Origin of the sequence: Pseudomonas antarctica (genome assembly GCF_001647715.1) — a bacterium.
Classification (GTDB): Bacteria; Pseudomonadota; Gammaproteobacteria; order Pseudomonadales; family Pseudomonadaceae; genus Aquipseudomonas; species Aquipseudomonas antarctica_A.
Window position 1 is genome coordinate 5876487 of record NZ_CP015600.1, and the last position, 14083, is coordinate 5890569.

The following is a 14083-nucleotide window of genomic DNA, read 5'->3' on the forward strand; positions in this document are numbered from 1 at the left end:
AATCGTGAACCTGAATTGAAGCAGACATCCTGGCAAAACGCCCGTCAAAAACACTAATGGCATAATGCCTTAGCGATAGCCAAAATCAGTCAAGCAGGTCCAATTCCAGGTACTCGGCCACAGCTTCGGCGCTGGCCTGCTTGAGTTTCGGCACGCGGCCCAGGCATGGCGCGGGCAATCGTTCAGCCAGGGTAGCGAGGTTCTCTTCCAGACGAGAGGTCTTGGGGTCGATGATATTCGCCACCCAGCCAGCCAACGGCAAACCGTCCCGCGCGATGGCTTCAGCGGTCAGCAAGGCATGGCTGATACAGCCCAGGCGCACGCCCACCACCAGGATCACCGGTAACTTGAGCGCCATGGCCAGGTCCGACAGGTTGTCCTGATCGGCCAGCGGCACGCGCCAGCCTCCCGCACCTTCAATCAGGGTGAAATCTGCCTGCCGCGCCAGTATTTGCTGCATCGGTTTCAAGAGCGATTGCACCGTCAAGGCAACGCCCGCTTCGCGCGCCGCCAGGTGAGGCGCGATGGCCGGCTCGAACGCTACCGGGTTAACTTCGGCATAGCTCAGCGGCAACGAACACTCAGCCAGCAGCGCCAAAGCGTCAGCATTGCGCAGCCCTTTGGGCGTCACCTGACAGCCAGAGGCCACCGGTTTTCCGGCAGCGGTACTTTTTCCCGCGAGCCGTGCGGCATGTAGCAGGCCGGCGGCGATGGTGGTCTTGCCGACATCAGTGTCGGTGCCCGTGATGAAGTAAGCGGCGCTCATAGAGGTTTCTCCAGTACGGCATACACCACTTGATACGTGGCGGGCAGGCCCTGGGCCTGACGGAACTGCTCGTAAGCGTCCACCAGTGCAACAATCCGCGCGCGCCCCGTCAAGCCTCCCGGACGACCCGGGTTGAGGTTATGCGCGCCCAACGCTTTGAGTTCGTGGGTGAGGCTGCGCACATCCGGGTAGTGCAACACATGGGGCCGGCGCTCCAGGCTCACCATCCGCAAGCCGCTGGCGGCGCACAACTGTTGATAAGCCTCGAAGGTGCGGAAGCGGTTGACGTGCACCCACCCATCCGCCGCACGCCAGCTTTCGCGCAACTCATCCAGGGTGCCCACGCACAGGCTCGCGAATGCCAGCACGCCACCAGGGTGCAGCACGCGGCGGGCCTCGCTGAGCACAGCGTCGAAATTCGCACACCATTGCACCGCCAGGCTGGAGAAGATCAACCCGCAACTGTCCGCCTGCAAAGGCAGGCGTTCGGCGTCCCCGGCGATGAAATGCTCGGCGCCGCCCAATGGCCGCGCGTGGTTGAGCATGCCCTCGGCAATATCCAGCGCGACACCCTGGCTGCCAGGCAATCGTTCGCCCAACACGCGGCTGAAAAACCCTGTGCCACAGCCCAGGTCCAGCCAGCGTTGCGGCGCGCTGCCCGCCGGCAAGCGAGCCAGCAGTTCAGTCCCCACCGCGCGCTGCAACTCGGCCACGCTGTCATAGCTGGCCGCCGCACGGGAAAACGACGCCGCCACCTGGCGCTTGTCCGGCAAGGCACCCGGCAGTGAGGGGTGGGATAAATCAGTCATCAACGCACTCATGCAAAAAAGCCTGGATGGCCCCCGCTACACCGTGAGGGTCCTCCAGAAGAAAAGCGTGACCGGCCTGTTCAATCAGGCCGATTTCAACATCAGGCAGCAGGGCCAGCAGATCGCTGGCGGCTTCGGCGGGCACCAGGCCATCCAGGCCGCCAAACAGGTGCAGTTGCGGGCCGCGATAGCCTTGCAAGGCCGCACGGGTATCCAGTTGGGCGAGCAGTTCCAGGCCCGGCATCAGCACATTGGAAGGCGTATTCGGTGCCCCGCTGACCAACAAGCGCGATAGCCCGCGGGGGTCTTCGGCACCCTTGGCGCACAGCAGGCCGAAGCGTTTGAGGGTGACCTGGGAATCGGCGTGGCAACCGGCGAGGAACGCATCGAAGGTTTCGGCGGGCATCGCGTTGGGCCAGCTTTCATGAGCGACAAAACTCGGGTTGCTCGCCAACGTCAGCAGGCCGCAGCAACGCTCGCCACGCCGCGCCGCCAACTCGGAGGCGAGCATGCCGCCCAGGGACCAGCCGCCCAGCCAGGCGTTGTCCGGCAGCGTGGCGTCGAGTTCGTCGAGCCATTCATCCAGATCACTCGAAGCCAGCGTCGGCAATGGCTCAATGTGCACGTGCAGGTGTTCGTCGAGGCCGCGCAAGGCGGCGGCCAAAGGCTCCAGCGGTGAAACGCCGAGGCCCCAGCCAGGCAGCAATATCAGCCGATCACGCATGGTCGGGCTCCGTGATGCTTAACAAACGGAAACACTCTTCCAATCCGCTTAACAATAGCTGCACCTGCGCCTCGCTGTGGGCCGCCGTCAATGTCACGCGCAGTCGGGCACTGCCGGCTGGCACGGTAGGCGGGCGAATAGCAGTCACCATCAGGCCGCGCTCGCGCAACATCTGTGACAGGCGCATGGCCTTGGCGCTGTCGCCGATCATGATCGGCTGGATCGGCGTAAAGCTGTCCATCAATGCCAGGCCGATCTGCTCGGCGCCCCGGCGGAACTGGCGGATCAGGTTATTGAGGTGCTCGCGTCGCCACTGTTCGGTGCGCAGCAGCTCGAGGCTCTTCAAGGTTGCACAGGCCAATGCCGGCGGTTGGCTGGTGGTGTAGATATACGGCCGGGCGAACTGGATCAGGCTCTCGATCAGCTCTTCGCTGCCCGCCACAAACGCCCCGGCGGTGCCAAACGCTTTGCCCAGGGTGCCGACCAGCACCGGCACGTCCTCCTGGCTCAGGCCGAAATGCTCGACGATCCCGCCACCCTTTGCGCCCAACGGGCCAAAACCATGGGCGTCGTCCACCATCAACCAGGCGCCTTTGGCCTTGGTTTCACGGGCCAACGCTGGCAGGTCAGCCAGGTCGCCGTCCATGCTGAATACCCCATCGGTGACCACCAGCGTATTGCCGGTCGCCCTCTCCAGCCGTTTGGCCAGGCTGTCGGCGTCGTTATGCAGATAGCGGTTGAATCGCGCCCCGGACAACAAACCTGCATCCAGCAGCGACGCGTGGTTGAGCCGGTCCTCGAGCACCGTATCGCCCTGCCCCACCAACGCAGTGACCGCACCGAGGTTGGCCATATAGCCAGTGGTAAACAGCAGTGCACGCGGGCGACCGGTCAGGTCGGCGAGGGCTTCTTCCAGTTCGTGGTGCGGCGTGGCATGGCCCACCACCAAGTGCGAAGCGCCACCGCCCACGCCCCAACGGGACGCACCGGCGCGCCAGGCTTCGATCACTTGCGGGTGATTGGCCAGGCCCAGGTAATCGTTATTGCAGAACGCCAACAGCGGTTGGCCGTCCACCACCACTTGCGGGCCTTGGGGGCTGTCCAGCAAGGGACGTTGACGGTACAGGTGTTCGGCACGGCGGGCAGCGAGACGCGCGGCGAGATCAAAAGACATGCAGGCCTCGGTAGATCAGGTGGAACTCGGTCAAAAATGTGGGAGCGGGCTTGCTCGCGAAGGCGGTGTATCAGTCACTGCATCTATCAACTGACCGATCGCCTTCGCGAGCAAGCCCGCTCCCACATTTGGAGTGCATTTCAATCAAACAACAGCGTTATAAAACTGCTCGCTGCTCTTTTGCTCAACCAACGCCTGCTCAATCGCCGCCTGATGCACTTCATCCGCGTGCTCTTCACGCGCTTCCGGCAGGATGCCCAGGCGCGCGAACAGTTGCATGTCCTTGTCTGCCTGCGGGTTGGCGGTGGTCAGCAACTTGTCGCCGTAGAAGATCGAATTGGCACCGGCGAAAAACGCCAGGGCCTGCATCTGCTCGTTCATCGCCTCACGACCGGCCGACAGGCGCACATGGGATTGCGGCATCAGGATGCGCGCCACCGCCAGCATGCGGATGAAGTCGAACGGGTCGATGTCTTCGGCGTTTTCCAGCGGCGTACCGGCTACCTTCACCAGCATATTGATCGGCACCGACTCCGGATGCTCCGGCAGGTTGGCCAACTGGATCAGCAGGTTGGCGCGGTCGTCGAGGGACTCGCCCATGCCGAGGATGCCGCCCGAGCAGATTTTCATCCCGGAATCGCGCACATAAGCCAGGGTTTGCAGGCGCTCGCCGTAGGTGCGGGTGGTGATGATGCTGCCGTAGAACTCGGGCGAGGTGTCGAGGTTGTGGTTGTAGTAGTCGAGGCCGGCCTGGGCCAGGGCTTCAGTCTGGTCCTGGTCGAGACGACCGAGGGTCATGCAGGTTTCCAGGCCCATGGCCTTCACGCCTTTGACCATTTCAAGCACGTACGGCATGTCTTTGGCCGACGGGTGTTTCCAGGCGGCGCCCATGCAGAAGCGGGTCGAACCGATGGCCTTGGCGCGAGCGGCCTCTTCGAGGACCTTCTGCACCTCCATCAGCTTTTCTTTTTCCAGGCCGGTGTTGTAGTGGCCCGACTGCGGACAATATTTGCAATCTTCCGGGCAGGCGCCGGTTTTGATCGACAGCAAGGTCGACACCTGCACCCGGTTGGCGTCGAAATGCGCGCGGTGCACGGTCTGCGCCTGGAACAACAGGTCATTGAAGGGCTGTACAAACAGCGCTTTGACTTCGGCTAAGGACCAATCGTGACGCAGGGTGGCAGTGGTGCTGGCGCTCATGGGCGATTCCTTGATTATGCTTGGGCTTTCGCTGTGGGAAGGGCAATACCCACAGGCACGACACGGATGCTCGGCATATTTAAGGAAGATTCATGCACTGTCAACCCGAATACAAACACAAGGTTTACATCTGGTTAAAAAACAACCAGCACTGTTTAATCTGCGATGAAGCTACAGAATCCAGCGATTGCGTGTGCAACGTCTGCGAAATCGAACTGCCGTGGCTAATGGAGCACTGCGAAGTGTGTGCGCTGCCGCTGCCGATGGATGGATTGGTGTGCGGCCAATGTCAGAAGCAACCACCGGCCTTTAAACGGGTGATTGCGCCCTGGACCTACAGTTTCCCTGTCGACACACTCATCAGCCGCTTCAAACACCAGTCACGCTGGCCGCTCGGCCATCTGCTCGCGCGTTTACTGGGGCACCACCTGCAACACCGCTTCGACAACGCCGAACTCGCCCGGCCCGACTGCCTGCTGGCGGTGCCCATGGCGCGCAAACGCCTGCGCCAACGGGGTTTTAATCAGGCGTTGATGCTGGCCCGCTGGCTCAGCGAAGACCTCGACCTCCCCCACGATGAACAGGTGTTGTTACGCCCCCATGAAACCGTCGCGCAACAAGCCCTGGACGCCAGGACCCGTAAACGCAACCTGCTCACGGCGTTTTCACTGGCACCTGGCGCCCACGTGCAAGGCCGCCACCTGGCGCTGGTGGACGACGTACTCACCACCGGCGCTACGGCCCACAGCGTGGCCCGGCTGTTGATGGAAGCCGGTGCGCGCCAGGTCGACATCTACTGCCTGGCACGCACGCCAAAACCCGGCACATGACTTGACTCCCGTGCGCCACGCCTGCAACGTCCGCTGACCTTATCCAAGCGTGCGCACATGTCTCTGCCGACCTCCCTCAGCCAACACATCATCCGCCGTCCCCAGCGTATCGCCCTGCTGGCGCACATCGCCGAGCAGGGTTCGATCACCCGCGCGGCGAAAAGCGCCGGTTTGAGCTACAAGGCCGCCTGGGACGCCATCGATGAACTGAATAACCTGGCGCAAAAACCACTGGTCGAACGCAGCGTCGGCGGCAAGGGCGGCGGCGGCGCCAAGCTGACGGCCGAAGGTGAGCGCGTATTGCGCCTCTACCAGCGCCTGCAAGTGCTGCAGGCGCAGGTGCTCGATTCGGACGAAGATGCCAGCGACTTCAACCTGCTGGGCCGCTTGATGCTGCGCACCAGCGCGCGCAACCAACTGCACGGCCAGGTCAGCAGCATTGAGAGCCACGGCCGCAATGACGTGATCCGCCTGCAACTGTCCGGCGGCCTGAGCCTGAAGGCGCAGATCACCCACGACAGCACGCAGCGGCTGGAACTTGAGATCGGCACAGAAGTGGTGGCCTTGATCAAGGCCGGTTGGCTGGAATTGCTCGCCACCGAGCAAACTGCAACACCTGGACACAATTGCATGAGCGGTGTCATCGAGACGGTTTTCGCCGCCGATGACGGCCCCAGCGAGGTGCGTATCGCCCTGCCCAATGGCCAGGTTTTGTGCGCCCTGGCGCAGCCGGCCGCGCTCAGGGGATTGAGCGCCGCCGAAGGCCAACCGATCCAGGTGCAGTTCTCGCCCAGCAACGTGTTGCTCGGCACGCCGGTTTAACGGGCGGGCGTGCTGCGCTCGCCTTCAAACTGCAACAATTTCGTCACGACCGCTCCTTAAGGTGTCTGCAAAAACCGCAGGGAGCCTGAAATGAGCCTATTAGAAGAAAACCAAGCCACTGACCTCGAACAGATGGTCGGCCTCACCCGCCGTCGTTTTATCGGCGCCGGCGCCCTGTGCGGTGCCGCGATGTTCCTGGGTGGCAACCTGCTGACCCGCAGCGCATTGGCCGTGAATGCCGCGACCGCCAGCCCATTGTTGGGCTTTACCAGCATCGCCGCCGCCACCAGCGACGCCATCACCTTGCCGCCCGGCTACACCGCCTCGGTGTTGATCAGTTGGGGCCAGCCGCTGCACAAGAATGGCCCGGCCTTTGACCCGTCCGGCAACGGCAGCGCCAAGGCCCAGGAGCAGCAATTCGGTGACAACAACGACGGCATGAGCCTGTTCGCCTTCCCTGGCGACGACAACCGCGCACTCATGGCGATCAACAACGAATACACCAACTACCGTTACCTCTACGCCCACGGCGGTGCGCCGCAGTCTGCCGAAGACGTGCACAAGGCGCAGGCCAGCGAAGGCGTGTCGGTCATCGAAGTGCGGCGCAAGGGCGACAGTTGGCAGTTCGTCCAGGACTCGCGCTACAACCGACGTATCCACGGCAACTCGCCCATTCGCCTGAGCGGCCCGGCCGCAGGGCATGAATGGCTGAAAACCAGCGCTGACAAAACCGGCAAAAACGTGCTCGGCACCTTCCAGAACTGCGCCAACGGCAAGACGCCGTGGGGCACTTATCTGACGTGCGAAGAGAACTTCACCGACTGCTTCGGCAGCAGCAACCCTCAACAAACCTTTGACGCGGGGCAAAAGCGCTACGGCGTGGTGGCCACCAGTAAAGAGATCAACTGGCACCCGCACGACCCGCGTTTTGACATGGCCAAGAACCCCAATGAACTCAACCGGCATGGTTGGGTGGTGGAGATCGACCCGTTCGACCCGAAGTCCACGCCGGTCAAGCGCACCGCCCTTGGTCGCTTCAAGCACGAAAACGCCGCGCTGGCAGAAACCCGCGACGGGCGTGCCGTGGTGTACATGGGCGACGACGAACGCGGTGAGTTCATCTACAAATTTGTCAGCCGCGATCCGATCAATCATCACAACCCGAATGCCAACAAGGACCTGCTCGACCACGGCACGTTATACGTGGCCATTTTCGACGCTGGCGACGGCAATGCCGATCATCCCAAGGGCAAAGGCGAATGGGTCGAGCTGACCCACGGCAAAAACGGCATCGACGCCAGCAGCGGTTTCGCCAGCCAGGCCGAAGTGCTGATCCATGCACGCCTGGCCGCCAGTGTGGTGAAAGCCACCCGCATGGACCGCCCGGAATGGATCGTGGTCAGCCCCACCGATGGCCAGGTCTACTGCACGCTCACCAACAACGCCAAGCGCGGCGAAGACGGCCAACCTGTGGGCGGGCCCAACCCGCGCGAGAAAAATGTCTACGGCCAGATCCTGCGCTGGAAAGCCGATGCCGATAACCACGGCGCCCCGACCTTTACCTGGGACCTGTTTGTGGTGGCCGGCAACCCGGGTGTGCATGCCGGCACACCCAAAGGCGGCTCTGCCAACATCAACCCGCAAAACATGTTCAACAGCCCCGATGGCCTGGGTTTCGACAAGGCCGGGCGCCTGTGGATTCTGACCGACGGCGACTACAGCAACGCGGGCGACTTCGCCGGCATGGGCAATAACCAGATGCTGTGTGCCGACCCGACGACCGGCGAAATTCGCCGTTTCATGGTCGGGCCGGTGGCGTGTGAGGTCACGGGGATCAGCTTTTCGCCGGATCAGAAGACGCTGTTCGTGGGGATTCAGCACCCTGGGGAAACCGGTGGTTCGACCTGGCCACAGCATCTGCCCAACGGTAAACCGCGCTCGTCAGTGATGGCGATTCGGCGGGATGACGGTGGGGTTGTCGGCGCCTGACAGGGCCTCATCGCGGGCAAGCCCGCTCTCACAATTGATCGAGTTTCACCTTTGGAATGCGGTTGAATGTGGGAGCGGGCTTGCTCGCGAAGGCGTCCGCACAGCCACCCCCTATCTCCCGCAATTGATCAAGTTTTACCTTTGGAATGCGGTCGAACGTGGGAGCGGGCTTGCCCGCGAAGGCGTCCGCACAGCCACCCCTATCTCGCGCAATTGATCAAGTTTTACCTTTGGAATTCGGTCGAACGTGGGAGCGGGCTTGCCCGCGAAGGCGTCCGCACAGCTACCACCTATCTATGCGCGGGTGCGTTACCATATCGAGCCGGACGCGGCGCCCTGCTGCGCGCAGGAGTTCGCATGGCCCATCCGTTTGAAACACTCACCCCCGACCTGGTACTCGACGCTGTCGAAAGTATCGGCTTTCTCAGCGATGCTCGCGTTCTGGCGCTCAACAGCTACGAAAACCGTGTGTATCAGGTGGGCATCGAAGACTCCGAACCGCTGATCGCCAAGTTCTACCGGCCCCAGCGCTGGACCAATGAAGCGATCCTCGAAGAACACCGCTTCACCTTCGAACTGGCCGAGTGCGATGTGCCGGTGGTCGCCCCCATGATCCATAACGGAGAAAGCCTGTTCGAGCACGCCGGTTTTCGCTTCACCCTGTTTCCACGCCGTGGTGGCCGTGCGCCGGAGCCGGGTAATCTCGATCAGCTTTATCGCCTTGGGCAGTTGCTCGGCCGTTTGCATGCGGTGGGCTCCACCCGCCCGTTCGAACACCGCGAAGCCCTTGGCGTGAAGAACTTCGGCCACGATTCCCTCAACACGTTGCTGGAAGGCAATTTCATTCCCAAGAGCCTGCTGCCGGCGTACGAGTCCGTGGCCCGCGACCTGCTCAAGCGTGTGGAAGAGGTGTACAAGGCCACGCCGCACAAGAACATCCGCATGCACGGCGATTGCCACCCCGGCAACATGATGTGCCGCGATGAGATGTTCCATATCGTCGACCTCGATGACTGCCGCATGGGCCCGGCCGTCCAGGACCTGTGGATGATGCTCGCAGGGGACCGTCAGGAATGCCTGGGCCAGCTGTCGGAATTGATGGACGGCTATCAGGAGTTCCACGACTTCGACCCGCGCGAACTGGCACTCATCGAACCGCTGCGCGCCTTGCGCCTGATGCACTACAGCGCCTGGCTGGCACGGCGCTGGGATGACCCGGCGTTTCCTCACAGCTTCCCGTGGTTCGGCAGCGAGCGGTATTGGGGTGATCAGGTGCTGGCGTTGCGTGAGCAGCTGTCGGCTCTCAATGAAGAACCGCTGAAACTGTTCTGACCCTGACGCTGCTTCTTGTGGGAGCTGGCTTGCCGGCGATGCAAACAACTCGGTGCATCAGTAGCACCAAGGTGATGTCATCACCGGCAAGCCAGTTCCCACAGAAAAGCCAATCCCACCGGCGGACAAAAATCCTTACAATCGCGCTTTGATAGCTGCCTAAGCAAGGATTCTGCAATGCAAGCCGCCAACCCCCGCAAGGGGTACATCCTGGGCCTGAGTGCCTATGTCATCTGGGGTCTGTTCCCGCTCTATTTCAAAGCCATCGCCAGTGTTCCCGCCGCAGAGATCATCGTGCACCGTGTGTTGTGGTCCGCGCTGTTCGGCGGTTTGCTGTTAATGGTGTGGAAACACCCGGGCTGGTTCCGTGAACTGCGCGACAACCCCAGGCGCCTGGCCATTCTGGCACTCAGCGGCTCGCTGATTGCGGCTAACTGGCTGACCTATGTGTGGTCGGTGAACAGCGGGCGCATGCTGGAAGCGAGCCTCGGTTATTACATAAACCCGTTGGTGAATGTGCTGCTGGGCATGCTGATCCTCGGCGAACGCCTGCGGCGCTTGCAGTGGATGGCCGTCGGGCTGGCAGCGGTAGGTGTGGCGCAACAGGTGTGGCAAGTCGGCAGTTTGCCGTGGGTGTCGCTGGTGCTGGCGCTGACCTTTGGCTTTTACGGCTTGATCCGCAAGCAGGCGCCGGTCAAGGCGCTGCCGGGGCTGGTGGTGGAAACCTGGATGCTGGTGCCGATTGCCGTGGCCTGGTTGTTGTTCAACCCGTCGGCCCACAGTGCACAGCTTGAATTTTGGAGCACCTCCGAAGCCTGGTGGCTGGTGGCCGCAGGCCCGGTGACGCTGATCCCGCTGGTGTGTTTCAACGCCGCCGCACGGCATTTGCCCTACACCGCGCTGGGCTTTTTGCAGTACGTCGCGCCGACGCTGGTGCTGCTCGAAGCGGTGCTGTTGTTCGGTGAACACCTGGCACCGAGCACGCTGATTGCCTTTGCCTTCATCTGGGCCGGCCTGGTGGTCTACAGCCTGGATGCCTGGCTGACCGTGCGCAAACGCTGATCAAATAACGTACAAACCTCTGCAAGCCACAGCGCACTTGGCTTGCAGACATCCACCCCAAGGTTATCCACAATCTGATCCCCGTCATTTGTGCACAAGCCGTTGAAACTGCTCGTTTTTTGCTCAGCTGACGAAGAACCCCGGCGCACGTGGCCTGGCGCCGGGTCTCTACAGCTTATCCACAGGCCCATGCAAGATTTCCATGCATAACCCTGTGGGCCGTTATTCCTCGCTGCGCAGTTCCACCATCAAGTCATCCGCCAAGGTTTCCAGAGATTCCTGCAGCGTCTCCAAGGACATCGTTGACGGCACCCGCAACAGGGCCTCGGCGTTGAATAGAGGATCACCACTCATGGGGGCCGGACGCACATCGGTGCTCAAGCGCTCCAGGTTGACGCCCTGCCGGCTCAACAGCGCGGTAATCTCGCGCACAATCCCCGACCGATCATTGCCCACCAGCGTCATCAGGATCGGCTTGGAGTCCGACGCCTGCCCGGTACTGCCCTCGCCCACCAGCACACGAATGCCATGTGTGGATAAATCCTCCAGCGCATTCACCAGGTCCTGACGGCTTTGCGTGGGAACGCTTACCCGCAGGATCCCGGCAAATTGCCCAGCCATGTGGGCCATTCGGCTTTCCAGCCAGTTGCCACCGTGAGCGGCGATGTTCTGCGCGATGCGTTCAACCAAGCCGGGTTTGTCGGCGGCGATAATAGTGAGTACAAGATGGTCCATGGCGAAGCCCTCTGAATTCAACTTACAAGGTGGACGCAGGCGCCCTCGAAAACAAATCGTGTACCATTTTTATATTTATCTGGAACAATCCAATAGTTTTTTGAGAACATCCCGTTATCCGCTGTGACCGCATGACCAAAATGGGTCGCTAAACGACGTATTTAGTCTAATTTTCACAACCGCAAGTCATCATGTAGTATGCCCAATCGCGCACTACATAACGTTAGGTCGATGTCTGCCAAGGCACCCAAGTACCGCGTCAACCCTCTCGCCCAGCCGCCTGCACGGCATGTACTGGGAATGGGTTCGTGGTTTAAATGGCCAGAGGCTTCATTGGTAAATTGAAAAGCTGAAAAGCGCATTAGCTCCGCAGAGTGAGGCAAGCAATGACTGAACACGTTCAAGTCGGTGGCCTGCAGGTCGCCAAAGTCCTGTTCGACTTCGTGAATAACGAAGCCATTCCCGGTACCGGCATCACTGCCGACCAGTTCTGGGCCGGCGCCGACAAGGTCATCCACGACCTGGCACCGAAGAACAAAGCCCTACTCGCCAAACGCGACGATTTCCAAGCGCGGATCGATACCTGGCACCAGACCCACGCCGGCCAGGCCCACGACCCGGTGGCCTACAAAGCCTTCCTGCAAGACATCGGATACCTGCTGCCAGAAGCCGCAGACTTCCAGGCCTCGACCCAAAACGTCGATGACGAAATCGCCCGCATGGCCGGCCCACAGCTGGTTGTGCCGGTGATGAACGCCCGTTTCGCCCTCAACGCCTCAAATGCGCGCTGGGGCTCGCTGTATGACGCGCTGTATGGCACCGATGCCATCAGCGAAGCCGACGGCGCCGAAAAGGGCAAGGGCTACAACAAAGTGCGCGGCGACAAGGTGATTGCCTTCGCCCGTGCCTTCCTCGACGAAGCCGCGCCGCTCGCTGCCGGCAGCCACGTCGACTCCACCGCTTACAAAATCGTTGATGGCAAGCTGGTCGTCGGCCTCAAGGGCGGCAGCAACAGCGGCCTGCGCGACGATGCCCAGTTGATCGGTTTCCAGGGCCCGGCGACCGAGCCGACTGCGATCCTGCTGAAGCACAATGGCCTGCACTTCGAAATCCAGATCGACGCCAGCACCCCGGTCGGCCAGACCGACGCCGCCGGCGTCAAAGACGTGCTGATGGAAGCTGCGCTGACCACCATCATGGACTGCGAAGACTCCGTCGCCGCTGTTGATGCCGATGACAAAGTGGTGATCTACCGCAACTGGCTCGGCCTGATGAAAGGCGACCTGGCCGAAGAAGTGGCCAAGGGCGGCAAGACTTTCACCCGCACCATGAACGCCGACCGTGTCTACACCGGCGTCGATGGCCAGGACGTGACCTTGCACGGCCGCTCGCTGCTGTTCGTGCGCAACGTTGGCCACTTGATGACCATCGACGCGATCCTCGACAAAGATGGCAACGAAGTACCGGAAGGCATCCTCGACGGCCTGCTCACCAGCCTCGCGGCCATCCACAGCCTCAACGGCAACAGCAGCCGCAAGAACAGCCGCACCGGTTCGGTGTACATCGTGAAGCCGAAGATGCATGGCCCCGAAGAAGCGGCGTTCACCAACGAGCTGTTCGGCCGCATCGAAGACGTGCTGAACCTGCCGCGCAACACGCTAAAAGTCGGGATCATGGACGAAGAGCGCCGCACCACGGTCAACCTCAAGGCCTGCATCAAGGCGGCCAGCGAGCGTGTGGTGTTTATCAACACCGGCTTCCTCGACCGCACCGGCGACGAGATCCACACTTCCATGGAAGCCGGCGCGATGGTGCGCAAGGCCGCCATGAAGGCGGAAAAATGGATCGGTGCCTACGAGAACTGGAACGTCGATATCGGCCTGAGCACCGGCCTGCAAGGGCGTGCGCAGATCGGTAAAGGCATGTGGGCAATGCCCGACTTGATGGCGGCGATGCTCGAACAGAAAATCGCTCACCCGCTCGCCGGCGCCAACACGGCCTGGGTGCCATCGCCAACGGCGGCTGCACTGCACGCGCTGCACTATCACAAGGTGGACGTGTTCGCGCGCCAGGCCGAACTGGCCAAGCGCGAGCGCGCGTCGCTGGACGATATCCTGACCATTCCTCTGGCCAGCAATACCGATTGGTCCGACGAAGAAATCCGTAATGAGTTGGACAACAACGCCCAGGGCATCCTTGGCTATGTGGTGCGTTGGATCGACCAGGGCGTGGGCTGTTCGAAAGTGCCGGACATCAACGACGTCGGCCTGATGGAAGACCGCGCTACGCTGCGTATCTCCAGCCAGCACATCGCCAACTGGCTGCGCCACGGCGTTGTCAACGAAGCCCAAGTGATGGAAAGCCTCAAGCGCATGGCGCCGGTGGTAGACCGTCAGAATGCCGGTGACGCGCTGTATCGCCCACTGGCCCCGGACTTCGACAGCAACATCGCCTTCCAGGCGGCGGTGGAACTGGTGATTGAAGGGACCAAGCAACCCAATGGTTATACCGAGCCGGTGTTGCACCGTCGGCGTCGTGAGTTCAAGGCCAAGAACGGCTTGTAAATGAAAAGGCCCTGATCGCGAGATCAGGGCCTTTTCATTGGGTAGTGTGGTGGTCGCACTGGCGCTTTCGCGAGCA

Annotated in this window: 12 protein-coding genes; 6 read left to right on the forward strand and 6 right to left on the reverse strand. The window is 61.7% G+C overall.

What is annotated here, in order from left to right; all coding sequences use genetic code 11:
- Positions 1-85: 85 nt before the first annotated feature.
- The 5 genes from bioD to bioB all read right to left on the reverse strand — a co-directional run bounded on the left by bioD (position 86) and on the right by bioB (position 4673).
- Positions 86-766: a dethiobiotin synthase gene (gene bioD, locus A7J50_RS26735; protein ID WP_064454417.1), complete on the reverse strand. Its 681-nt coding sequence runs from the start codon at positions 764-766 to the stop codon at positions 86-88.
- Positions 763-1575, reverse strand: a complete 813-nt coding sequence (gene bioC, locus A7J50_RS26740) for a malonyl-ACP O-methyltransferase BioC (RefSeq protein ID WP_064454418.1) — start codon at positions 1573-1575, stop codon at positions 763-765. Before bioC ends, bioD begins: the two co-directional genes overlap by 4 nt.
- Positions 1568-2299 (reverse strand): alpha/beta fold hydrolase, encoded by a 732-nt coding sequence (locus A7J50_RS26745; RefSeq protein ID WP_064454419.1) that lies wholly within the window; start codon positions 2297-2299, stop codon positions 1568-1570. The genes bioC and A7J50_RS26745 overlap by 8 nt, the downstream gene beginning before the upstream one ends.
- Positions 2292-3473: an 8-amino-7-oxononanoate synthase gene (gene bioF, locus A7J50_RS26750; protein ID WP_064454420.1), complete on the reverse strand. Its 1182-nt coding sequence runs from the start codon at positions 3471-3473 to the stop codon at positions 2292-2294. Before bioF ends, A7J50_RS26745 begins: the two co-directional genes overlap by 8 nt.
- 144 nt (positions 3474-3617) lie before the next feature.
- A complete protein-coding gene (gene bioB, locus A7J50_RS26755; RefSeq protein WP_064454421.1) occupies positions 3618-4673 on the reverse strand; it encodes a biotin synthase BioB in 1056 nt (351 codons plus the stop codon).
- Between the two features lie 92 nt (positions 4674-4765).
- On the opposite strand from bioB, the gene A7J50_RS26760 reads away from it, so the two are divergent.
- The 5 genes from A7J50_RS26760 to rarD all read left to right on the forward strand — a co-directional run bounded on the left by A7J50_RS26760 (position 4766) and on the right by rarD (position 10708).
- A complete protein-coding gene (locus tag A7J50_RS26760; protein ID WP_064454422.1) occupies positions 4766-5503 on the forward strand; it encodes a ComF family protein in 738 nt (245 codons plus the stop codon).
- A gap of 57 nt (positions 5504-5560) precedes the next feature.
- On the forward strand, positions 5561-6325 hold the full coding sequence (locus A7J50_RS26765) for a TOBE domain-containing protein (protein WP_064454423.1): 765 nt from the start codon (positions 5561-5563) through the stop codon (positions 6323-6325).
- A 90-nt stretch (positions 6326-6415) separates the two neighbouring features.
- Entirely contained in the window at positions 6416-8314 is a 1899-nt protein-coding gene (locus tag A7J50_RS26770) for a PhoX family protein (RefSeq protein WP_064454424.1), read from the forward strand.
- Positions 8315-8671: 357 nt separating this feature from the next.
- Positions 8672-9646, forward strand: coding sequence for a serine/threonine protein kinase (locus A7J50_RS26775; RefSeq protein WP_015886213.1), 975 nt, complete (start codon positions 8672-8674; stop codon positions 9644-9646).
- 177 nt (positions 9647-9823) lie between these two features.
- Complete coding sequence (rarD, locus tag A7J50_RS26780) at positions 9824-10708, forward strand: EamA family transporter RarD (protein ID WP_064454425.1); 885 nt, start codon at positions 9824-9826, stop codon at positions 10706-10708.
- A gap of 222 nt (positions 10709-10930) precedes the next feature.
- Here the strand turns inward: rarD and A7J50_RS26785 are convergent, their stop codons facing one another.
- Positions 10931-11443 carry a glycine cleavage system protein R gene (locus A7J50_RS26785; protein WP_064454426.1) on the reverse strand — a complete coding sequence of 171 codons (513 nt, stop codon included), beginning with the start codon at positions 11441-11443 and terminating at the stop codon, positions 10931-10933.
- 386 nt (positions 11444-11829) lie between these two features.
- Between A7J50_RS26785 and A7J50_RS26790 the strand changes: the two genes are divergently transcribed.
- On the forward strand, positions 11830-14007 hold the full coding sequence (locus tag A7J50_RS26790) for a malate synthase G (RefSeq protein WP_064454427.1): 2178 nt from the start codon (positions 11830-11832) through the stop codon (positions 14005-14007).
- The last annotated feature ends 76 nt before the right edge of the window (positions 14008-14083 follow it).

Bases quoted from the DNA above. Each gene is read 5' to 3' on its own strand.
- A7J50_RS26745 (WP_064454419.1), bottom strand. From the start codon at position 2,299: ATGCGTGATCGGCTGATATTGCTGCCTGGCTGGGGCCTCGGCGTTTCA.
- A7J50_RS26785 (WP_064454426.1), bottom strand. From the start codon at position 11,443: ATGGACCATCTTGTACTCACTATTATCGCCGCCGACAAACCCGGCTTG.
- A7J50_RS26765 (WP_064454423.1), top strand. From the start codon at position 5,561: ATGTCTCTGCCGACCTCCCTCAGCCAACACATCATCCGCCGTCCCCAG.
- A7J50_RS26770 (WP_064454424.1), top strand. From the start codon at position 6,416: ATGAGCCTATTAGAAGAAAACCAAGCCACTGACCTCGAACAGATGGTC.
- A7J50_RS26760 (WP_064454422.1), top strand. From the start codon at position 4,766: ATGCACTGTCAACCCGAATACAAACACAAGGTTTACATCTGGTTAAAA.
- rarD (WP_064454425.1), top strand. From the start codon at position 9,824: ATGCAAGCCGCCAACCCCCGCAAGGGGTACATCCTGGGCCTGAGTGCC.
- bioC (WP_064454418.1), bottom strand. From the start codon at position 1,575: ATGACTGATTTATCCCACCCCTCACTGCCGGGTGCCTTGCCGGACAAG.
- A7J50_RS26790 (WP_064454427.1), top strand. From the start codon at position 11,830: ATGACTGAACACGTTCAAGTCGGTGGCCTGCAGGTCGCCAAAGTCCTG.
- bioF (WP_064454420.1), bottom strand. From the start codon at position 3,473: ATGTCTTTTGATCTCGCCGCGCGTCTCGCTGCCCGCCGTGCCGAACAC.
- bioD (WP_064454417.1), bottom strand. From the start codon at position 766: ATGAGCGCCGCTTACTTCATCACGGGCACCGACACTGATGTCGGCAAG.
- A7J50_RS26775 (WP_015886213.1), top strand. From the start codon at position 8,672: ATGGCCCATCCGTTTGAAACACTCACCCCCGACCTGGTACTCGACGCT.
- bioB (WP_064454421.1), bottom strand. From the start codon at position 4,673: ATGAGCGCCAGCACCACTGCCACCCTGCGTCACGATTGGTCCTTAGCC.